Below are 20,688 nucleotides of genomic sequence, written 5' to 3' on the forward strand. Positions count from 1 at the left end.
CAGACCAGGTTGAATTTATTGGGGCTGCCACGCTGCCGAAGGCGAAACCACGACGCCGTTCACTTAAGCGCAGATTCTCTGTGGCGAGCGGGCTTGCCCCGCGTTGGGCTGCGCAGCAGCCCCAAAACCAGGCGCTGAGCCGTATCAGGCAAACCGCGTTTTGCTGGATTGGGGGCGCTTCGCACCCCAACGCGGGGCAAGCCCGCTCGCCACAATAAGCCCACACATTTTCCTTGACTGAACGGCATTAGGGCTTGCCCGCTCGCCACAGGAATGGGATTGGCTGAAATAGCTCACTTCCACATCGGATCTGCCGGCTTACCGAAACATCTGCCACAACGACGCACCCACGCCGGTGATGCTCTCACCGGCTATCAACCCTGCCGCCGCCGTGATCGCAAAGCGCTGCGTCACGCTCGGCCAGCGCAGGCTGACGAGCCAGGTGAGCACCGCGCCCAGCGCCATCATCAGTGACACCGAGGCCGGCAGCACAAATGCCAGGCCCAGAGCGGCCGCACTCGGCAGGTAGCGCGCGCGATGGGCCGGCAAGGTGCTGTCCAGCACGCCCAGCAACACGCCGATCAGGCCCGCGATGCCAATGGCCCAGCGAATACTCGGCGACAATGAATCCAGGCCGAGGGTGAGGGTTTGCGCCACGGCTTTCCAGGTGGCCACGGCCGGTGCCGGCCACTCCTCGGTCAGCAGCATGCCTTGCGGGTCGGGGATCAGCGCAAGGTAGGCGAACACCCCGACGATGCTGCCGACAAAAATCCCCAGGATCTGCGCAATCATCTGCTTGCGTGGCGTCGCCCCAATCGCTTTGCCCACCTTGAAGTCGTTCATCAGGTCGGTGCACTGCCCGGCCGAACCGCCGGCGGTGTTGGCGCTCATCAGGTTGATCGGCACCTGCCCCGGCGCGACGATGCCGAAACTCAACTGGGACAATTGCCCGATGGCCCCGATCGGCGGAATGCCGGTGGCGCCCACTACCCGCGCCGCCACGGCAGCCAGGCAGATCGCCAGAGGGATGGTCAGCAGGGCCATGCCCAGATTGATGCCGAACAGCAGCGCCTGCAGGCTCACCACAAGGATGATCGACAGCGCGAAACCCGCGGCCGGCCCAGGCTTGGGCAAGGTCCAGGGCGTGCCGCCGCCAGCTTTGGTCGAAGCGTGCAACGCCCACAGACGGATCGCCAGCGAAGCCAGGGTCGAGCACACCATCAGGCTCACCCCCGGCCACAGCAGCCATTCCACCAGCGCGGCGAACTGCGGGCCGCTGCTGCCTTCGGGCAGGCTCACCAGATGCTGCGCCAGCAGCCAAGGCCCCAGCCCGCCCCAGGCGAGCAGCGCACCGAGCAACAGCGTCAGGCCCACGCGCAGGCCGATGATGCCGCCAAAGCCGAGCAGCAACAGCGACGGGTCGGCGGTAAAGGTGAGACGTTCGAGCTGCGCGCTTGGCGACCAGCGCGGGAACGCCCACAGGAAAGTGTCCACCCACTTGACCAGCCCGGACAGCAACGCGGCGCCGAGCAACACTTGCAAGCGCGTCGCGGCTTCGCGGCCATGGTTGTAGATGTGCAACAACGTCTCCAGGGTGGCCATGCCTTCGGGAAATTTCAGCGCCTTGTCATTGAGCAGCGAGGGCCGCAGGTACCAGGCGATCCAGATGCCGAGAAAACTCACCGAAAACACCCAGGCGATCATCGGGATCGGGTCCAACTGGTGGCCGGTCAACAAGGTGTAGGCCGGGATCGGTGCCACCAGCCCGCCGGAAATGATCGACGCCGCCGCCGAAGCGACGGTCTGGTTGATGTTGCTCTCGTGCAATGTCCACGGCAGTTGGGTGGTGGAGCGCCTGGCGAGGCCTTGCCAGATCGCGTAACCGACCAGCAAGGCGATGATCGACATGTTGAATGACCAGCCGATCTTCAGGCCGGCGTAGACATTGGAGGGGGTCAACAGGATGCCGAGCACCACCCCGGTGATGACCGCACGCGGGCTGAGTTCACGTTCGACGGGGCCGTGCAGCGGGGATGTGGGCGGGGTTGAAGGCATGCGGATTCCTTTCGGCAAGGGCACAGGGCGACTTAACAAGTGAGCCCCGTAACCCCCGAAGGTTCATCCGCAGGCTCAGCCCAGACGGAACCGCGCGGTGTTGTCGCTCAAGGCGCGGCTGCCTCTGCTCAAGGTATCCGCCGCCTGGTTCACCGCCCGTGCGCCGTCGAGCAAGCGCCCGGCGGCCTGGTCCACCTGCTGGATATTGCCGCTCACTTCATCCGCGGTGGTGGCTTGTTCTTCCACCGCGGCCGCAATCTGCGCCAGGGTGTCGGTGACGTTCTGCACGGCACCTGCAATCTCGCCCAGGCGCGCGCCCAGGCCGGTAACCGACTCAGCGTCGGTGAGTGCCTGCTCGCAGGCGGCGCCCATCAGGCTGACGGCTTGGCTGACCGTGGCGCGCAGGCTGTCCACCGTGCTCGCGATTTGCGCGGTGGAGGCCTGGGTGCGTTGCGACAGGCTGCGCACTTCGTCGGCCACCACGGCAAAGCCCCTGCCCTGCTCGCCCGCGCGGGCGGCTTCGATGGCGGCGTTGAGCGCCAGCAGATTGGTCTGTTCGGCGATGCCACGAATGGTATCGACCACCGACTGAATCTGCTGGCCCTGCTGGCTCACCTGTTCCAGCGCGTTGGCGGTGTCGGTGAGACGCTGGTTGAGCTGCTGAATGCTGGCCGTTGTGCGCTGGCTGTCGCGGCTGCTGTCTTCGGCAATGCGCCGGGTGTGCTGGGCACTGCCGGACGCCTGTTCGCAGCTTCTGGCCACGCCCATCGAGGTGGCCGCCAGCTGGGTGGCGGCGGCGGCGATCTGGCTGATCTGGTGCTGCTGGTCTTCAACCTCGTTGAGGGTGCTGCCCGACTGGGTATTGAGGGTGAGCACGGCCGAACCGAGCTGCTCAGTCTCGTGGTTGACCCCGAGCAGGCTGGTGCGCAACTGCGCCACGGCAACGTTGAGCGCAGCGCTGATGGCGGCCAGTTCGTCACGGCCTTGCACCGACACTTCCACGCACAGGTTGCCGTCGCGCAACGACTCGGCCAGCGTGGTGATGCCGCTGGCACTGCGTTGAATCGCGGCCTGCAGGCACATGAACAGGTACAGCGCCGCCAGGGCCAGCAGGCTGAACGTGGCTGCCACCGGCACGAATTGCTCCAGGGAGCGGGCGTGGTAATAGCTCAGGCGTGCGTCCAGCGAGTTGAGCGACTGGTTGCGCAGCGCCCCCAGGCTGCCAAGCATGGCGTCAACGCTGCGGTCGAAGGCGGCGCTGTCGAGCTTGATGGTGCCGCCGAACACGCCGTCGTCGAGGATCTTGAGCTCACTGTCGAGCAGTTGCAGGCTGTTGTCGTACTGCGCGCTCCAGGATTCCAGGCCCGGATACGGCTTGGCCTTGAGCGAGGCGGCGGCCTTGATCAACTGATCCCGCGCGTCGCCGATGCGGCTACGCAGGTCGCGCATCTGCAAGCGGCTTTGCAGGGTGAACTGCCCGGATGCGATGGACGACTGACCCACGCTGGCCATGCGCCCCACTCGTTCGATCAGGTCCGGCGTCTGCTGGGTGGAAATCTGCATCAGCAGGTAGGTTTCCAGCCACGGGTCGAGAATCAGGCCGGTGTCGAGGGCGATTTGCTCGCGCAGGCCCTGCATCGCGGTCAGCGCCGAGGTGAAGCGGTCGTAGCCGTCCGGCCACCAGCCGACGGTGCGCAGCGATTGCGTGTCCATGCCCTTGACCGTCGCCTGCAACGCCGTAAAACGGGCCAGGGTTTCGGCGCTGGCCTGCTGGGCAGCGAGCGTGTCGCCCAGGGCTTGCAGGCTTTGCTGGATCATGGGGTTCAAGGCGTCGACCTTGTCCATCGCCGCCTTGGCCGCGGGCGTCGGTTCGCGCAGCAGGTCCACTGCCTTCCATCGCGCGGCGAGGTTACGCTGGGCGGTGAGCTGGCTGTCGAGGGAGTCCATGGCCAACAGTTGCTGAACGCCGGACTTTTCGCTGGAGATGACCGCACTTTTCTCGCGATAGTCCGCCGCGATCATCCACAGGCTGCCGACCAGCGGCAGCATGAACAGGAGGAACAGAATCTGGAACTTGCGCGCGAAACCGAAGCGCCCGAGCAGGCGCATACCGGGTGATAACAGACTGTGCATTGCCGACAACTCCTGGAACAACCCACACCGTGCACGGCGAGGCGAAGCCTTGAAACGACTAACGGCAAAATGCCATGTCATTGATTAGCCTGGCACAAGCAAGATATGGGCCGTTGGCTACAGGCCCGTAATTGGCGATGCGGCGAGACGCTGTGCAGTGGGCGGTGCGTAAAAATGGGGCAAAAGCACTCAGTGTGTGGCGCAAACTGTAACCGGGCACCCAATCGGTGCAGTGCCCTGTAGAGATCCGCTCTTAGTGGCCAGGTATTACTCCAGCAAAGCGGTGATCCAGCCAACCTGCCGCTGGAGTCCTCGCAGCCGATCTTCAGGCCCCCCTTGCAACGCTCGTTCGAAGCCTGCCAGGGTACGCTGCTTCAGGCGCAACAGGCGCTGCCACTTGGCAAAAAACACCGGGCTGCGCACCTGCAGGTTCAGCGGGCCGAAGTACAGTTGCTCGGGCGTATAAGTAAACGGCCCGGTGCGTTCGGCCACGATGATTTCGTAGTAGAAACGGTTCTCGTGTAACAGCTCCTCATGAAGAATGCGGTAGCCGTTGTCCATCAGCCACTGACGCAGCGGTTGCTCACCGCCGTTGGGCTGCAGGATCAGGCGTTCCTGGCCGGACAGACGCGCCTTGCCAGCCTCAAGAATGTCGCGAATCGTCTCCCCGCCCATGCCGCACACGCTGATGGCGGTTATCCCGTCGTCTGGTTCGATAGCCGCCAACCCGCTGGCCAGGCGCACCCTGATCAGGTGCTGCAGACCATTCTCACGCACGCTGCGCGTGGCCGCCCGAAACGGCGTCTCGGCCACCTCCCCCGCCACCGCCGCCGTGATCACCCCGCGGCGCACCAGCGCCACCGGCAGGTAACCGTGATCGGAACCGATATCCGCCAGGCGCGCCCCGGCCGGAACCTGCGCCGCCACGCGCTCAAGGCGTCGGGATAATGTGTGTTCGTTCAACTGTGGATCCTTCGAATCATGAATCGCCAGCAACGGCGCGTTTGGCCCCTGCGGTTTTTTGACTGGCAGGCGCAGCCATTGGCCGCACCGTCAGCTCGACGCTCAGCGTCGCCATCAATTTCTGGACAGTCTCATAGCGCCTTCATCAGCACTGCCGTCAGCGGTCACGCCAACTGCTATCATCCGCGCCTGCACACATCCGGGCTGGAAACCATGAACCGTCAAAAGAAACTGCAGCAACTCTTCAAGGCCAAGGCCAAGAAAGCCAACGCGAAATTGGCGCCCAAAAGCAAAGACAAATACATCAGCAAGGCCGAGCGGGAAAGGCTGGCGAACGAAGCGGCTCAAACACCCGACGCTTCCCCACAGAGCTGACTCAGCAACCGTTCAACGCCACCTGCGGTCTTTCACCTGCGAAGAAAAACGGCCGCAGGCGCACACCGACGCCGTTGCCGATAAACGCCGCCACCAGCCACACCCAGCCATGCAGGCTGCCTGAGGCGATGCCACTGAAGTACGCGCCGATGTTGCAACCGTAGGCCAGGCGCGAGCCGTAGCCGAGCAGCAGCCCGCCGATCACTGCGGCTATCAGCGAACGCGTGGGGATTTTCAGGCTGGGGGCGAAACGTCCGGCCAGGCCTGCGGCCAGCAGCGCGCCGAGGACAATGCCGATGTCCATCACGCTGGTGATGTCTTCCCACACTGGCGCGGCCAGGGCCTTGGCATTGCCCGGCATCTGCCAGAACGCCCAGCTGGACACGTCCACACCCAGCCCGCTCGCCACCTTGGCGCCCCACAGCGCGAACGCCGAGGTGATGCCCCAGGGTCGGCCGGCCAGGGCCAGGGTCGCGTAGTTGAGCAGCGCCAGGCCAATCGCTCCCCACACCAGCGGCCACGGCCCGCGCAGAAAGCGGCGCAGCCCCTGGTGCTCGCTGGTCACACCTTTTTCAAGCTGGCCGTGGCGGGCTTTTTCCAGGCGCACAGTCAGCAACGCAATGGCCGCAAACACCCCCAGGCTCAGGACCAATGCCGGGACCACGCCAAAATGCTTGACGATGGACACCGCCGGCAACGCCGGCAGCGCAAACCACCAATCCACATGGTGCGTGGCGATCAGCGAACCGCAGATAAAGAACAGCAGCGTCACCAGCATGCGCGCATTGCCGCCGCCCACGGTGAACAAGGTGCCTGATGCACAGCCGCCCCCCAGTTGCATGCCGATGCCGAAGATAAAAGCGCCAAACACCACCGACACCCCAGCCGGCGCCACCAGTCCCACCACTGGCTCGCCGAACAGCGTGCCCGCCCCCAGGGCCGGGAAAAACAGCAGCACCGCCACCGCGAGCATCACCATCTGCGCGCGCAGTCCGGCACCGCGCCGGTCCTTGATGAACACGCGCCAGGCTGAGGTGAAACCGAAGGCGGCGTGGTAGAGGGTCAGGCCCAGGGCGGCGCCGACCACCAGCAACAGCACCTGGCGCGCGCCAACCGTGTTTTGCAGGAACAGCGCGCCGGCGATCAGCAGGATAAAGGCCAGCAACGGCGCCACGGGCTTGCGCGTGGGCGTGAGAGAAAGGGAGGTGCTCATGGGGATCTCGTTTGGCATTGATTGCAGGACGGCAAGTATGCCGTTTTTCGTAGCAGCCGGCTCACTCGCTCCTACAGTGGGGCGGTCGATCAGCCACGGCCTATCGAACCGCTCACCGGCAGGTTACCCAACAACTTCAGCCCGGTGGTTTTCACGAAGCTGTCGTAATCCATCGGCCGTTGAATGCGGGTTTCCGTATTGGGCAGCACATAGGCCCAGGCACGTTTGGAAGAGGCGTCGTACACCAGTTTGAACAGCCGCGTCGGCACCCACACCTTATTGCGGCCAATGGTGGCGTAGCCCGCGTCGAACAATGGCCCGGTGAACACGAACACATCGCCGCCCGCGCGTGCGGCGAACTTGCGCACGTCGGACTCGACTTTGCTCCAGATCTTGCGATTGTTGGTGGGGTCTTGCGGCACCATGTTCGATAGCGCGAACGACTGCGCCATGGCATGCGCGTTTGGCGCGTCGGCGGCCGGGGACTGGTGGCCACGGTCCACCGCTGGGTGCTGGGCATGGTAGTCGCTCAGTTCCGCACGACCGTCTTTGGGGATGCGCGGGTCGGCGTAGAACTGGTTGGTACGCTCTTCGCCTTTCGCATCTTTCAACAACGCGGCGTTGAGGCGTTCGACCACCACCAGCGGCGTCTTGCTGGTTTGCGAGTAGAGCACGGCAAAGTTGTCGGAACACAGCGCCAGCGGTTTCAGGCTGGCGGGTACGGTGGCGGTGTTGATCGGTGCGGCGGGGAACAGATCGGCGCAGCTGTCAAAGGACAGGCGCTTCTCGTCGTTCGAGTAGAGGGCTGACAGGTTGCGGGCCTGGGTGACAGGCGCGAGAAAAACCAGGGCAGAGAGGGCGACGGCAATAATACGTAAGTGCATGTTTCATATCTTGAAAGTGGGGGCCTGTTGACCGCCCTTTTTCACTTTAGTGCCTGCCCGGTCTGATCAGTTAACGACGGCAAATCCCGGGCGAAAAAAAGCCTGCATCGCTGCAGGCTTTTCTTTATCTGGCTCCACGACCTGGACTCGAACCAGGGACCCAATGATTAACAGTCATTTGCTCTACCAACTGAGCTATCGCGGAATGCGCCGTATGTTACTGATTAAAAAGAAGAAGTCAACCCTGCCCTGCTGACTGCCAGGTTTGCAGCGAGTGGCCTTTACAAAGCTGCTGTTCCTCGGCCAGATCCAGCCAGGCCCGCGCCGCCGGCGGCAGGTGTGCGCTGGTGCGCCAGGCCAGGGCGATGTGCCAGTCCGTGAGCGGTTCGTCGAGGTGGACCAGGGCAATGCCGGCGTGCTGGTGCTTGCGCGCGAGCATGCGTGGAAGGAAGGCAACACCGAGCCCGGCCGCTACCAGGTCAACGATGAAGTCGATCTGGCCGCTGCGCGCGGTGACCTTGGGTGTCACGCCTTTGTGCTCGCAGGCAGCGAGGATCTTGGCGTTCAGCGCGAAACCGGCTTCAAAGAGGATGAACGGTGAGTCGGCCAGATCCGTGAAATCGAGGCGCTGGCGCAGCGCCAGGGGGTGGCCGACCGGCAAGACGGCGATCAGGGGTTCATTGCGCACCGGCTGATAGTCGAAGCCTTCATCCACGGGCAACAGCAGGGCCGCGAGGTCGACTTCACCGGCCTGCAGGCATTCGCGCAGCTTTTTGCTGCCGTATTCGGTCAGCTCAATCTCGATGTCCGGGTAGCGACTGCGGTAAATCGCGAACATGCTCGCAAACAGCAGGCCGCAGCCCACCGGCGGCAAGCCGATACGCAATAGGCCGCGCTTGAGGCCGCGCAGGTCGTGAATCTCGGCCACGAGGTTGGCGTGCTCGGCGAGCAGCACCAGCGCGTGACGGTAGGTCATTTCGCCGGCGGCGGTGAGTTCGTTCCTGTGACCGAGCCTGTTGAGCAGCGGCATGCCCAACTCCTCTTCCAGGGTCCTGACCGCCTTGCTCACCGTGGACTGGGTAAGGGACACCACCTCGGCCGCCTGGGAGAACCCTCCCTGGCGCACCACTTCAACAAAAGCCCGCAGTGTGCGCAGGTTCATCAGCATTCCTTTTGCGACTTGGATGTAGTGATAAAAGTTGTTTTTATCATGCCAGATCTTTGCCTATGGTTATCTCATCCTGCCGGAGACATTGCCCATGATCATCTCGTCCGCTTCCGATTACCGCACCGCCGCCAAGCGAAAGTTGCCGCGCTTTCTGTTCGACTACATCGACGGCGGTGCGTACGCCGAACACACACTGCGTGCCAACTGCTCGGACTTGACCGAAATCGGCCTGCGTCAGCGGGTGCTGCGCAATGTCGACAACCTGAGCCTCACCACCTCGTTGTTCGGCCAGACACATGCCCTGCCGGTGATCTTGAGCCCGGTGGGGCTGACCGGCATGTTCGCGCGGCGCGGTGAGGTACAAGCGGCCAGCGCGGCGGCCAACAAGGGCATTCCCTTCTGCCTGTCGACGGTGTCGGTGTGTTCGATCGAGGAAGTGGCGTCGCAAAGCGCGCAGCCCATCTGGTTTCAACTGTATGTGCTCAAGGACCGTGGCTTCATGCGCAATGCTCTGGAGCGTGCGCAGGCTGCCGGTGTGACGACCCTGGTGTTTACCGTCGACATGCCGACACCCGGTGCCCGCTACCGTGACGCGCACTCGGGCATGTCCGGGCCATACGCCGCTCAGCGCAGGATGCTGCAAGCCATCACCAGGCCGCAGTGGGCCTTCGATGTGGGGTTGATGGGCCGCCCCCACGACCTGGGCAACATCTCCAGATACCTGGGCAAACCCACGCACCTGGAGGATTACATTGGCTGGTTGGCCAACAACTTCGACCCGTCGATCAGTTGGAAAGACCTGGAGTGGATCCGCGATTTCTGGAAGGGCCCGATGATCATCAAGGGCATCCTCGAGCCGCAGGATGCCAGAGACGCGGTGAGTTTCGGCGCGGACGGCATCGTGGTGTCCAACCATGGCGGGCGCCAGCTCGATGGCGTGCTGTCCACCGCCAGGGCGCTGCCACCGATTGCCGACGCGGTGGGCGATGAGCTGACCGTGCTGGTGGACTCGGGCATTCGCTCCGGGCTTGACGTGGTGCGCATGCTGGCATTGGGTGCCAAGGCCTGTCTGCTGGGGCGTGCCACTGCCTATGCGCTGGCCGCCGCTGGTCAGCAGGGCGTGGAAAACCTGCTGGATATCTTCGCCAGGGAAATGCGCGTGGCCATGACGCTGACCGGCGTGACGTCGATTGAGCAGATTGATCACAGCATTCTCGTGCATCAGCCAAATAACCGGCGTGATAGTTAGGCGGGTGTTTTCGCCTGTAGCAGCCCCCATTGATTTGTAAGACGTTTTTTTTAATTAAACGAATTGGCATGAATCTCGCTCTAACACTCCCCAAGCAGGTCAAGTAATGGCACTCGCCACGCTGGCTTAGCCCGTACGATGTTCAAGCGCACAGAGGCCGATTGCTGATGAAGACACCTGACAAGACCCACGCAATCGACTTCGACAGCGCCAAACTGCAACGCCTGGGCTTCGGTCAATCTTCGGCACTGCCGCATCGCCCCGTGACCCTGGCGCAACTGCGCCAGCAACTGGGGCAGCATCTGCAAACCAGCCTGGAGCCGGAGCGCATCCTGGGTCTGTTCTTTCGCGAGATTCAGCGTCTGGTGCCCCTCGATGCGATGGTCTACAGCCATCAAGCCAGCGATCTTCGTCTGGAGTTCGGCCAACGCGGGCATCACTCGGTGAGTTATAGCCTCAGCCATGAGGGCGAGCCGCTGGGCGAACTGGTGTTGCGCCGCAACCAACGCCTGGCCGAGGAAGAGCTGGGGCAGCTCGAATCGCTGCTGTCCACCCTGCTCTACCCGATGCGCAACGCCCTGCTCTACCGCGCCGCCACCCGCAGTGCACTGCGCGACCCGCTGACCGAGACGGGTAACCGCATCGCCATGGACCAGACCCTGCAACGCGAAATCGACATGGCGCGCCGGCATCTGCATCCTTTGTCGCTGCTGATGCTGGACATCGATCATTTCAAGCACATCAACGACACCCACGGCCACAGCGCTGGCGACAAAGTGCTGCGTGCCGTGGCGGCCTCGATAAAGGGCCAGTTGCGTAATGTGGACATGGTGTTCAGGTATGGCGGGGAAGAGTTTCTGATCCTGCTCTCCAACACCAGCCGGGAGGCGGCGCAAATGGTCGGTGAGCGACTGCGCCAGGCGGCACAGGCTGAGGATTACTGGGCGGACGACACGCGAATCGAGCTAACGGTGAGCCTGGGTTGCTCCACGCTGCTGACGGCAGAATCGCCCGAAAGCCTGCTGCGTCGCGCCGACAACGCCTTGTACGTGGCCAAACGCGAAGGTCGCAATCGTCTGGCAATGGCGGGGTAAGTCCCCCGCCACCGCGATTTACATCAGGCCTGGCTGGCCACGCGTACCGGGCGTTCGCGGGCGACTACCGGCGCTGTTTCCTGCTCCAGGCGCATGCAGCTTTCCAGGAACAGGTACATGTAGTCGTAGCTCTTGCACACCGCCTGGCGCAGCTCTTCCTGCAGCGCCCTGGTCGGGTTCATGCCGGCCAGGGTGCAGATGATTTCGAGCGCTTCCCATGGGTGAGCATCGTCGTACTGGGCATGCATCTTCAGCCACTTCATCGCCCGCTTGCGGTCTTCCTCAGGGAAGGCCGCCGCATAGACGCCGGTTGAACACACCACAGCGGACCACTCCCCGGTCGCCCCCTCGATCGCATAGTTGGTGGCGGCAATCGCGACGATCAACGCGTCGGAGGAACTGGTGTGCCAGCACCAATGGCTCAGTGCGTGCAACTCCGGCGGTACGTTTTGCGCCTGCAGCTCTTCAAGACTGACGCCATGGGCACGCGCCCAGTGAACCCAATAGTCGGCGTGGTTAAGCTCCACACGAATATTGCGCATCAGCCAACGTCGCGCCATATCCTCCCCAGGATGGCGCGCGAACTTGGTTTTGGTGAGGTTTTGTGCCATGTACAAGGCAAACTGTTCCACCACGGGCCAGCCACCAATCAGGTAGTGACGCATGGTTTTGGCGCTGAGCGTATTGTCGCGCATGCGCTGATACAGTTCGTGTTCGACAACCCGGCGCTTGCTCTCGCTACAGTCCTGGATCAGTTGTTGCGCCCAGGCGGGGTAACTTGAGGCTTCCATAAGCGGGCCGGTTCGGTTGAATGTGTCGATCACTGTAGGGCTCCTTTTTAAGTGTGATTGTACAGACCAGCAAATGTTTCAGCGGAATGTGCCGGGCGCCTTGAATAACAGTGGCTGCGGCCGCGCGGGTCGGCACTGCAAGCTATCGAAGGTAAACAATTGCGGGCGTTCAATCAGGTAGCCCTGAGCGTAATCCACACCAATCTCCAGTAACGCCTGTTCGATCTGGGGTGTCTCCACAAACTCGGCAATTGTGCGCTTACCCATGACATGGCCAATATGGTTGATCACTTCGACCATGGCACGGTTAATCGGGTCGTCCAGCATATCCTTTACGAAACTTCCATCGATCTTCAGGAAGTCTACAGGTAAATGTTTCAGATAAGCGAATGAGGACATTCCGGCGCAAAAGTCGTCCAGGGAAAAGTGGCAACCTAAGGCTTTGAGTTCATTAATAAAGCGGATGGCACTGCCCAAATTGGCGATAGCGCTGGTCTCGGTTATTTCAAAACAAATCATTTCCGGTGGAACACTGTAAGTGTTGAATTTCTCACGTAAAAAGCCGAGAAAATCATCATCGCCAATGGTAATGCCTGACAGATTGATCGCACACATCGCCATGGGCCGGCCCGGGCGCTCATGCAGGCAGCGGGCGATAATCTTGAACACGTTTTCCACCACCCAACGGTCCAGGGACGTCATGAGCCCGTAACGTTCTGCCGCCGGAATGAAACTGTCCGGCAGGATGATGCGACCGGTTTCATCGTGCAGGCGCAGCAGGATTTCGATGTGGCCGCTGCCACCCTCCGTCTGACCCAGCGGCGCGATTTCCTGGGCATACAGGCAAAAGCGATCCTCTTCCAGGGCCATATGCAGACGCTGCACCCAGGCCATTTCACCAAAGCGCATGGACAGCTCGGAGTCGTCGGCGTGGTAGACCTGCACGCGGTTGCGGCCTTTTTCCTTGGCCATGTAGCAAGCCATGTCGGCAGTGCGCAACGAGGTCTCCAGGGTGGTGGGCGTGCTGGTGATGTGCACCAGGCCGATGCTCACGGTGGTCATGAAAGGCCGGCCCTTCCACACGAAATGCAGACTTTGCACGGTGTGACGCAGGCTTTCGGCGATTTTTTCCGCCACCGGTGCCGGGCAGTTCTCCAGCAGGATGCCGAACTCGTCGCCACCCAGTCGCGCCAGGGTGTCCTCTTCACGCAGGTCCGATTGCAGCAACGCGCAGATATGCCGCAGCAGTTCGTCGCCGGCCGCATGCCCGCAGGTGTCGTTGACCAGCTTGAACTGGTCCAGGTCGAGGAACATCAGGGCATGCCGTGCATGGGGTTGGCGCCCCGATTGCTGCAACACCTGCTCCAGGCGGTACTCGAACTCGCGGCGGTTGGCCAGGCCGGTCAAGGCATCGTGGGTCGCCTGCCACGACAGGTTGGCGATGTATTGGCGCTCCTGGGTCATGTCGTGCAGCACCAGCACCGCGCCACTGACTTTGCCGGCGCTACGGATCGGCGCCCCCACCAGAGTCACCGAAACAGTGCTGCCGTCCAGGCGCTGGATCAAGGTGGAATGATCACTGCCGCCACTGAGCTGGCCCTTGATGATGTGTTCGATCAAGGTAAAACCATCTGGCTCCGGATTTTCATCCAGCAGCTTGAACAACGCCGCCAGCGGCAAGCCCTGGGCCTTGGCCGAGGTCCAGTGAGTGAGTGCTTCGGCAGCCGGATTGAGGTAGGTGATCGCGCCATCGACATCGGTGGTGATGACGCCGTCGCCGATCGACTCCAAGGTGATCTGCGCGCGCTCCCTTTCCAGTTGCAGCGCATCGGCGAACGCGTGACGCTGGGTCAGCAGCTTGTGCGTGCGCAGCAGCGCCAGCGCGATCAATACCAGGGCCGTGGCCAGGTTGGTGATCAACAGCAGCCGCAGGATCATCCGCGACCCTTCGCCCAAGGCATCACTGAAGGCCATGGCCGCTGGCGTCACACCATCGTTGATCGCAAAAATATGCGCCTTCCAGCGCCGCACATCGTCCTCGCTGACCTGGCCGCTGCTGATCGCGCCGTGCATCGAGCGGGCCAGATCATCCAACTGCAGCAGGTAGCCATCGCCCACCGTCCACAGCTCGATGGCTTTTTCCAGGTAGCTGAAATGACGAAAGTTGAGGTACAGCCATATCAGGCTGGACACGTCATCCGGGTGATTGCCACCCTTGAGGATACCCTGGCGGGCAGCCTCGACGTCCGGCACGGGCTGGTCGAGCGCGATGCGCAGTTCATGCCCGCCTTGAGGCACGGCAAAGGCTTGCTGATATTTGAGGTAGGTGGCTGCGTCACGGTTATCGGCGTAGAGCGTCAGGTAATAGATGGCGTCCTTCTGGCCCTTGGACCACAAGCTTTCACCTGCCACATAGCCACGCACCGCCGACAGCACATACAGACTGAGACAGCCTAACAGTGCCTGAAACAGTACAACGGCGATGAAGGGCCAGACGATGCCCAATAGCCGTGGCGTTCCTAAAGTCCGCTTTTGCTTCATGAAGTCCCTTGCACATGCACTGCTGGGTAAGCACGCGAAAATTCGCTTCCGATAGCTCAGCCTAGGCCAATTCAACGCACTTGTTGCAGGTGCCCGTAAAGTTTGGCGTAAAGCCCGCCATCAGCGATCAGTTGCTGGTGGTCGCCATCTTCGGCAATGTGACCGCCATCAAAGACCAATACTCGATCAGCTTGTTTCACCGCCGACAGACGGTGGGCGATGATCAGTGTAGTACGCCCGCTGAGAAACCGCGCCAGCGCCTGATGCAGGTTGTACTCGGTCGCCGCGTCCAGCGCCGAGGTGGCCTCGTCGAGTATCACCACCTTGGGTTCGGCCAGCACCATGCGCGCGATTGCCAGCCGCTGGCGCTGCCCGCCGGAAAAGCGCACGCCAGAGCGCCCCACCACACTGTCCAGGCCCAGGGGCAGCGCCTTGACGGTCACGTCCAGTTGAGCAATTTCCAGGGCCTGCCAGCAGGCCTCATCGCTGCGCTCGCGGCCCATGGTCAGGTTGGCGCGCACCGTATCGTTGAACAGTGCCGGATGCTGCAGCACCACTGCGACGTTTTCGCGGATGGTTTCAAGGCCAATGGCCTGCTGGGCTGCACCGCCGAATCGGATACTGCCGGCCTGCGCCGTATAGAGCCCGAGCAGCAGTTGCACCAGGGTGCTTTTACCGCCGCCGCTGGCGCCGACAATCGCGACTTTTTCACCGGGTGCGATGGTCAGGTTCAACTGGTTCAACACAAGGTCTTCGCCATAGCCAAAATCAAGGTCGCGCACCTCGATACCGACCGTCTCGCGCCCGCTGAACGGGTCTTCGCCACCGGCATACTGCGGCTCGTCGGCACGCGCCAGCAACTCGTTGATCCGCGTCAGCGCACCGCCCGCCGCATAGTAGGCGTATTGCAGGTTCAGCAACTGTTCCACCGGGCCGATCATGAACCACAGGTAGCTGAACACCGCCAGCATCTGGCCGATGGACAGGTCGGAAAACAGCACCGTGAGCATCGCCGCTGCGCGGAAAATATCGATGCCGAACTGGAACAACAGGCCACTGGCGCGGCTGGAGGCATCAGTTTTCCATTGCGAGTGGATCGCGTAGTCACGCACTTCCCGGGCACGCTGGCCCAGGCGCCCAAGGAAGAAGCCCTGGCGATTGCCGGCGCGCACTTCCTGGATGGCATCCAGGGTTTCGGTCAGCGCCTGGGTGAAGCGCGAGGTGCTGTCGTTTTCCAGCTTCTTGAGATGCTTGACGCGCTTGCCCAACTGCACCGTGAAGTAGATCACCAGCGGGTTGAACAGCAGGATCAACAGCGCCAGTTGCCAATGCATCCACACCAGGATCGCCGAAGTGCCCACCAGCGTCAGCATGGCCACCAGAAAGCGGCTGAGGGTTTCGCCGACAAATTTGTCCAGCGTATCCAGATCGGTGACCAGGTGCGTGGTCACGGTGCCGCTGCCCAGGCTTTCATACTCACCGAGGGAGATGCGCTTGAGCCGTTCGATCAGGCGCACGCGGATGCGGTACACGATGTCCTTGGCCAACCGCGCAAACAGGCGCGCCTGCACCACGTTGAACACCAGTGCGCCGCAGCGCAGGGTCAGGGTCACCAGCAGCATCAGGCCGATGTAGCCTGCCGCTTTTTGCCAACCCAAAGGCAATGCGTGGTTCATCACCTTGAGTGCGGCATCGCCGCTGCCCAGCAGCACTTCGTCCACCAGCAGCGGCAGCAGCAAGGGAATCGGCACGCTGCACAGGGTCGCCAGCACAGCGACGCCATTGGCGATCCACAGGGATTTCTTGTGACGCAGGGCCAGGCGGCGGATTTCCGCCCAGGTCAGGCGGTCGATGCGGGCAGACAGCTCAGGCACTGGCGGCTCGCTCAAGCCATCGGCTCAACAACGGCGAAAGCTCGGACAACGGCTGGTAGCCGTTGGTCAGCAAGGCCAGTTGACCGTCGCGCTCGGCCAGCAGCGTCGGGAAACCGGCGATGCCCAGGTCTTGCACCCAACTGAAATCCGCTGCCGTCGCCGCATGCTGCTCGGCGCGGTCGAAGGCACCGGCAAATTCGATGCGCGGGATGCCCGCCTGCTCGGCCAACTCCACCAGCACGCTGGCAAGGGTCACATCGCGGCCCTCGACATAAAACGCGCGCTGGATCAGCCCCAGCAGGGTCCACGCGCAATCGGCCGCCAGGCTGCGCGCGGTGACGATGGCGCGGCAAGCGGGTTCGGTGTCGTAGACAAAGCCATCGGGCAACGCGCCTTCGCGCTTGAACGGCTGGCCGGTGGCGTCGGTGACGGCCTGCCAGTGTTCAAGGATGTAGCGCCGGGTGGTCGGCTCCAGCGCCGCGCCACTGCCGGTGCGCAGCCCGCCCACCACCAGGTGCACATCCACGCCGGCCGCCTGGGCCTGCTCAACCAGCGCCTGCGCCACCGGCGCAAAGCCCCAGCACCAGGAACACATCGGGTCCATCACATAGAGCAGGCGCGCGGACATGGGTCAGGCCTCGGAAGGGGTTTGCTTGTAGTTGAAGCCAATCGGGTGCGGCAGGTTGCGGGCCTTGGCCAGCTCGATCTGCTTCTGCCGGTCGATGGCACTGCGACGGGTTTTCTCCGGCAGCTTATCCCAGCAATGTGGACAACTGATGCCGGCCACGTAGTGTTCGGATGCGCGGTCTTCAACGCTGACCGGTGTGCGGCAGGCGTGACACTGATCGTAGTCGCCCTCGCTCAAGTCGTGGCGCACGGTCACCCGGTTGTCGAACACAAAGCAGTCGCCCTGCCATTTGGTCTCTGCCTGCGGCACCTCTTCGAGGTACTTGAGGATGCCGCCCTTGAGGTGATAGACCTCATCGAAGCCCTCGCTGAGCATGAAGCTTGAGGCCTTCTCGCAGCGAATGCCGCCGGTGCAGAACATGGCGACCTTCTTGTGTATCGCCGGGTCGAAGTGGGCCTTGATGTAGTCGGGAAACTCGCGAAAGCTGGTGGTCTTCGGGTCAATCGCGCCTTCGAAGGTACCGATGGACACTTCGTAATCGTTGCGGGTGTCGATCAACAGTACTTCGGGGTCGCTGATCAGCGCGTTCCAGTCCTGCGGTTCAACGTAGGTGCCGACCTTTTTGTTCGGGTCGACGCCTTCGACACCCAGGGTCACGATCTCTTTCTTGAGCTTGACCTTGGTGCGGTAGAACGGCTGGTCGTCGCAGTAGGACTCCTTGTGGTCAATGTCGACCATGCGCGGGTCCTTTTTCAGCCAGGCGATCAGGCCGTCGATCCCTTCGCGGCTGCCAGACACGGTGCCGTTGATGCCTTCTTCGGCAATCAGCAGGGTGCCCTTGATGCCGTTGTCGACCATTGCCTGCAGCAGTGGCTCGCGCAGAGCGACGTAATCTTCGAGGGTGACGAACTTGTACAGTGCCGCCACGACAATCGGTTGGGTCATGGATGTTCTCTCCAGGTGGCTACCCTCGTAAGGGGTGAACCGGATGCAAAAGGACGCCGGTGACCGGCGCGGCGCGCAGTCTAACAAAACCGCAGCGTCACCGCATCGACACTCAACCGCTGACAATTCTCCTGCGCCCTGTCGGCACTGGCCGACCTCGTTGCGAACAATCGCAGTGATAGCGTCTTGCGTCGCCCAATGGATCCACTTTTGGGCTTACTGGAAGATCGTCGACATGGAAACTTCGAACAGTCCCTTACTGGACAGGCTGATGGAAAAGCCCGTCACACCTGGCCCAGGCAGGCTCGACTTCATCACCGCCTTGAAGCGCCTCAACATTACCGATGTCGTTGCAATCGCTGCTTTACCCAAAGCCCAATTCATCAAGGAACTGGCCAGGTTCAATGATGACGATGGCGCTCAGGCTTACGACAAAGCGCTGTCCTTCACCACGCAGTTGCAGTGGCTGTGCGACCAACAGCAATTCACCGTCGACCCCGCGCTTAAACGCAGTAAACGCGAGCTTGGGTCGCCCTATTCCAGCCTGTTGGAAGAGAACTGGGAAGATGTTTGCGACCCGCACGCCATCGCCGCCGTCGACTCGCCGGTGGCCTACTTGCGCACCCTGTACCTGTTCGCGATACATCTGGAGAACAAGGGCGCCCCAAACGAGAAGAGAATCCCCCTGGGCGTGCGGCGCCCGGATCTGCAAAACCTGCTCATCGACCACGACGCAACGTTTCGCCAGCGCCCGATGCTGTCGATTATCGATGACGTGCTACGCGAGCAGATCCGCCAGCATCAGCCTGGGCAGGACCTGCACCTGCTGCTTAGCGAGCAGCACTACCCGCTGACGCAGCCCTATCACCATCATCACTATCAATGCCGCCTCGGCCTGTCGGGCACCGGTTATGGGCCGGGAGAATTGAACCATCGAATCGGCAAACGAGCGCCGCTCAATGCAGCCGACAGCGCGATCCAAGCCGATGTCGTCAGCCGTAACGATGACGCGCAGTGCCTGCTGAGCGAATTGAACCCGACACAACAGAGCTTGTTGCGGCAACCTCCGCTCGACGCTGTGGCACTGCTCGCCACGCACTTCAACTGGTCACAGCCACCCGGGGCCGGCGAGACGATTTTTCCCACCCGGATCGACCCACTCCTGCGCTGCACGGGCTTGGACAGCGTTCAGTTGCAAGCGCTTCTGGCCCAGAACAGCTTCGCCCCCCACGCCTCCCCTTCGGCCAAGGGTCAGACCCTGGCGAACTTTGGCGCCCGCTACATCAACGGCAGCGGCGCTATCCCGATGGCCGTCGCCACCGTCGACAACGTCACGACGCTGCTGCATGGGTCAGCCGAACGGTTCGATCGCATGCAACGGATGATCCGACTGCACAACGGGTGCGGTCTGTCTTTCTGCGAACTGGACACCCTGATCGTCAGCGCCAGGACCTGTGAAGCAAATACCGCAAACCCATCGTCACTCAACCACAACACCCTGCGTGTGCTGGGCGTCTATCGCTACCTCAGCCGACGCTACAGCCTGTCGCCGCTGGAATTCTGCGCATGGCTGGATCAGTTGCCGGTGCAGGCCAGCGCCAACGAACAGCCCTTGTTCGATCAAGTGTTCAACCGCAATCCGGTGGCCGAGCAGCCGCTGCCGCTGGATGGCAAGCCCTTCGATGCACCGACGCGCCAGCATCTTTGCCAGGCGCTGGGATTAACCGATACGCCGGATTCCCTGGAATTGTTGTTGGGTGCGGCCCCTCCCAGAAGAGACCTTGCCACTTACTCCTCTATCTACCGGCAAGCCCATATCCCGAAGGTTTTCGGCTTGTCTGCGCTGCATTGCAAACAACTGGCCGATCTGCTCGGACCTGCCACCTGGAGCCTGCTGACCACCCCCAGATTGCGTGCGAACGGTGAAGCGTCGATAGACGTGCTCGACGTACTCATGCAGTTGGACTGGGCGGTCACCTGGCTCAAGGACAACCACATCAGCGTGCCGCAATTGCGTCAACAACTGCTGGCGGAGCCGATCATTGACAACCCGACGCTGGCGCGGTTGACCGACTCGCTGCAGGCCTCGCTCAGTAAGCTGCCACCGACCGACGGCGATAGCCCAACGACCGAGCAGTGGATACAACTGCAGACAAGCCCGGTGCCAGCGCGCGATGCCCACGCACTGTTTCTGATGTACTCCAGCTTTTTGAAGATCACCGCCGCGGCTCCCCTGCAGCGTCTCACGCTCCACCACTTGATCCTGCTGGGCAAGGATATCGCCAGCCTGTTGGCGTTACCGGTGAGCAACGCCACCTTGCATGCGTTGCTGCTCAATCCGCGCTGGCTTGACAGCAAAAATCCACCCAACGGCGTAATCGAGTTGAACCTCGGCACCGTCTATTTTCTACGGCGTTTCAGGGACTTCTGCGACAACCATGACCTGGCGCAAGAGACGCTTCTGGAATACTTCCGGCACGCCAATGCCAAAGCCGCCGGTGCGCGCACTCCGTCGCTTACAGCCCAATTGAGCCATTGGCTGGGCTGGAGCGAAACAGAACTGGAAGCGCTCGCCATGACCCTCCCCCACGGCATGGTCCGGTCCATGGATGAACTGGATTGGATCATGCGTTGCCGACAAGCCTGTGCGCGCACTCGGCTCTCCAGCCAGACACTGCTCGACGCCTGCGAACTGAACATTGCCAGTCCATTCAGCCAGTGGAAGTCCGTGGGCGAAGCCGTGATCGGCGCACGCCAATGATGTTTTTTCAACCT

15 protein-coding genes and 1 tRNA gene are annotated in these 20,688 nt (G+C 62.2%); 4 read left to right on the top strand and 12 right to left on the bottom strand.

The window, feature by feature from the left end; genetic code table 11:
* Nucleotides 1-318: 318 nt before the first annotated feature.
* The 3 genes from TU75_RS17145 to TU75_RS17155 form a co-directional block, all read right to left on the bottom strand.
* Nucleotides 319-2,055, bottom strand: a complete 1,737-nt coding sequence (locus tag TU75_RS17145) for an OPT family oligopeptide transporter (protein ID WP_060549588.1) — start codon at nucleotides 2,053-2,055, stop codon at nucleotides 319-321.
* Between the two features lie 75 nt (nucleotides 2,056-2,130).
* Nucleotides 2,131-4,188 carry a methyl-accepting chemotaxis protein gene (locus TU75_RS17150; RefSeq protein WP_060549589.1) on the bottom strand — a complete coding sequence of 686 codons (2,058 nt, stop codon included), beginning with the start codon at nucleotides 4,186-4,188 and terminating at the stop codon, nucleotides 2,131-2,133.
* 267 nt (nucleotides 4,189-4,455) lie between these two features.
* Nucleotides 4,456-5,151, bottom strand: coding sequence for a tRNA (adenine(22)-N(1))-methyltransferase (locus TU75_RS17155; RefSeq protein ID WP_060549590.1), 696 nt, complete (start codon nucleotides 5,149-5,151; stop codon nucleotides 4,456-4,458).
* 213 nt (nucleotides 5,152-5,364) lie between these two features.
* On the opposite strand from TU75_RS17155, the gene TU75_RS26745 reads away from it, so the two are divergent.
* Nucleotides 5,365-5,526, top strand: a complete 162-nt coding sequence (locus TU75_RS26745) for a DUF2986 domain-containing protein (protein ID WP_015372537.1) — start codon at nucleotides 5,365-5,367, stop codon at nucleotides 5,524-5,526.
* A 1-nt stretch (nucleotide 5,527) separates the two neighbouring features.
* Here the strand turns inward: TU75_RS26745 and TU75_RS17160 are convergent, their stop codons facing one another.
* The 4 genes from TU75_RS17160 to TU75_RS17175 all read right to left on the bottom strand — a co-directional run bounded on the left by TU75_RS17160 (nucleotide 5,528) and on the right by TU75_RS17175 (nucleotide 8,785).
* A complete protein-coding gene (locus TU75_RS17160; RefSeq protein WP_015372538.1) occupies nucleotides 5,528-6,739 on the bottom strand; it encodes a YeeE/YedE family protein in 1,212 nt (403 codons plus the stop codon).
* 89 nt (nucleotides 6,740-6,828) lie between these two features.
* Nucleotides 6,829-7,623: a DNA/RNA non-specific endonuclease gene (locus tag TU75_RS17165; RefSeq protein WP_060549591.1), complete on the bottom strand. Its 795-nt coding sequence runs from the start codon at nucleotides 7,621-7,623 to the stop codon at nucleotides 6,829-6,831.
* Nucleotides 7,624-7,752: 129 nt separating this feature from the next.
* Nucleotides 7,753-7,828: transfer RNA gene (locus TU75_RS17170), tRNA-Asn, on the bottom strand.
* A gap of 33 nt (nucleotides 7,829-7,861) precedes the next feature.
* On the bottom strand, nucleotides 7,862-8,785 hold the full coding sequence (locus TU75_RS17175; protein ID WP_060549592.1) for a LysR family transcriptional regulator: 924 nt from the start codon (nucleotides 8,783-8,785) through the stop codon (nucleotides 7,862-7,864).
* Between the two features lie 97 nt (nucleotides 8,786-8,882).
* On the opposite strand from TU75_RS17175, the gene lldD reads away from it, so the two are divergent.
* Entirely contained in the window at nucleotides 8,883-10,040 is a 1,158-nt protein-coding gene (lldD, locus tag TU75_RS17180) for an FMN-dependent L-lactate dehydrogenase LldD (protein ID WP_003236678.1), read from the top strand.
* 167 nt (nucleotides 10,041-10,207) lie between these two features.
* Nucleotides 10,208-11,134, top strand: a complete 927-nt coding sequence (locus tag TU75_RS17185; RefSeq protein WP_060549593.1) for a GGDEF domain-containing protein — start codon at nucleotides 10,208-10,210, stop codon at nucleotides 11,132-11,134.
* A 23-nt stretch (nucleotides 11,135-11,157) separates the two neighbouring features.
* Here TU75_RS17185 and TU75_RS17190 read toward each other — a convergent pair whose 3' ends face one another.
* The 5 genes from TU75_RS17190 to trhO all read right to left on the bottom strand — a co-directional run bounded on the left by TU75_RS17190 (nucleotide 11,158) and on the right by trhO (nucleotide 17,913).
* Nucleotides 11,158-11,925 carry an iron-containing redox enzyme family protein gene (locus TU75_RS17190; RefSeq protein WP_186351050.1) on the bottom strand — a complete coding sequence of 256 codons (768 nt, stop codon included), beginning with the start codon at nucleotides 11,923-11,925 and terminating at the stop codon, nucleotides 11,158-11,160.
* Between the two features lie 78 nt (nucleotides 11,926-12,003).
* Nucleotides 12,004-14,466 carry an EAL domain-containing protein gene (locus TU75_RS17195; protein ID WP_060549594.1) on the bottom strand — a complete coding sequence of 821 codons (2,463 nt, stop codon included), beginning with the start codon at nucleotides 14,464-14,466 and terminating at the stop codon, nucleotides 12,004-12,006.
* Between the two features lie 71 nt (nucleotides 14,467-14,537).
* Nucleotides 14,538-16,331 (bottom strand): ABC transporter ATP-binding protein, encoded by a 1,794-nt coding sequence (locus TU75_RS17200; protein WP_162276134.1) that lies wholly within the window; start codon nucleotides 16,329-16,331, stop codon nucleotides 14,538-14,540.
* Between the two features lies 1 nt (nucleotide 16,332).
* Nucleotides 16,333-16,968: a DsbA family protein gene (locus tag TU75_RS17205; RefSeq protein WP_003236683.1), complete on the bottom strand. Its 636-nt coding sequence runs from the start codon at nucleotides 16,966-16,968 to the stop codon at nucleotides 16,333-16,335.
* Between the two features lie 3 nt (nucleotides 16,969-16,971).
* Entirely contained in the window at nucleotides 16,972-17,913 is a 942-nt protein-coding gene (trhO, locus tag TU75_RS17210) for an oxygen-dependent tRNA uridine(34) hydroxylase TrhO (protein WP_060549596.1), read from the bottom strand.
* 235 nt (nucleotides 17,914-18,148) lie between these two features.
* On the opposite strand from trhO, the gene TU75_RS17215 reads away from it, so the two are divergent.
* Nucleotides 18,149-20,674, top strand: a complete 2,526-nt coding sequence (locus tag TU75_RS17215; protein WP_060549597.1) for a Tc toxin subunit A — start codon at nucleotides 18,149-18,151, stop codon at nucleotides 20,672-20,674.
* The last annotated feature ends 14 nt before the right edge of the window (nucleotides 20,675-20,688 follow it).

Origin of the sequence: Pseudomonas poae, from assembly GCF_001439785.1 — a bacterium.
GTDB classification, from domain to species: Bacteria; Pseudomonadota; Gammaproteobacteria; order Pseudomonadales; family Pseudomonadaceae; genus Aquipseudomonas; species Aquipseudomonas poae.

Excerpts from the sequence above, each read along its gene's own strand:
- TU75_RS17160 (WP_015372538.1), bottom strand. The coding sequence starts at position 6,739 with ATGAGCACCTCCCTTTCTCTCACGCCCACGCGCAAGCCCGTGGCGCCG.
- TU75_RS17175 (WP_060549592.1), bottom strand. The coding sequence starts at position 8,785 with ATGAACCTGCGCACACTGCGGGCTTTTGTTGAAGTGGTGCGCCAGGGA.
- TU75_RS17165 (WP_060549591.1), bottom strand. The coding sequence starts at position 7,623 with ATGCACTTACGTATTATTGCCGTCGCCCTCTCTGCCCTGGTTTTTCTC.
- TU75_RS17185 (WP_060549593.1), top strand. The coding sequence starts at position 10,208 with ATGAAGACACCTGACAAGACCCACGCAATCGACTTCGACAGCGCCAAA.
- lldD (WP_003236678.1), top strand. The coding sequence starts at position 8,883 with ATGATCATCTCGTCCGCTTCCGATTACCGCACCGCCGCCAAGCGAAAG.
- TU75_RS17205 (WP_003236683.1), bottom strand. The coding sequence starts at position 16,968 with ATGTCCGCGCGCCTGCTCTATGTGATGGACCCGATGTGTTCCTGGTGC.
- TU75_RS17195 (WP_060549594.1), bottom strand. The coding sequence starts at position 14,466 with ATGAAGCAAAAGCGGACTTTAGGAACGCCACGGCTATTGGGCATCGTC.
- trhO (WP_060549596.1), bottom strand. The coding sequence starts at position 17,913 with ATGACCCAACCGATTGTCGTGGCGGCACTGTACAAGTTCGTCACCCTC.
- TU75_RS26745 (WP_015372537.1), top strand. The coding sequence starts at position 5,365 with ATGAACCGTCAAAAGAAACTGCAGCAACTCTTCAAGGCCAAGGCCAAG.
- TU75_RS17215 (WP_060549597.1), top strand. The coding sequence starts at position 18,149 with ATGGAAACTTCGAACAGTCCCTTACTGGACAGGCTGATGGAAAAGCCC.
- TU75_RS17150 (WP_060549589.1), bottom strand. The coding sequence starts at position 4,188 with ATGCACAGTCTGTTATCACCCGGTATGCGCCTGCTCGGGCGCTTCGGT.
- TU75_RS17190 (WP_186351050.1), bottom strand. The coding sequence starts at position 11,925 with ATGGAAGCCTCAAGTTACCCCGCCTGGGCGCAACAACTGATCCAGGAC.
- TU75_RS17145 (WP_060549588.1), bottom strand. The coding sequence starts at position 2,055 with ATGCCTTCAACCCCGCCCACATCCCCGCTGCACGGCCCCGTCGAACGT.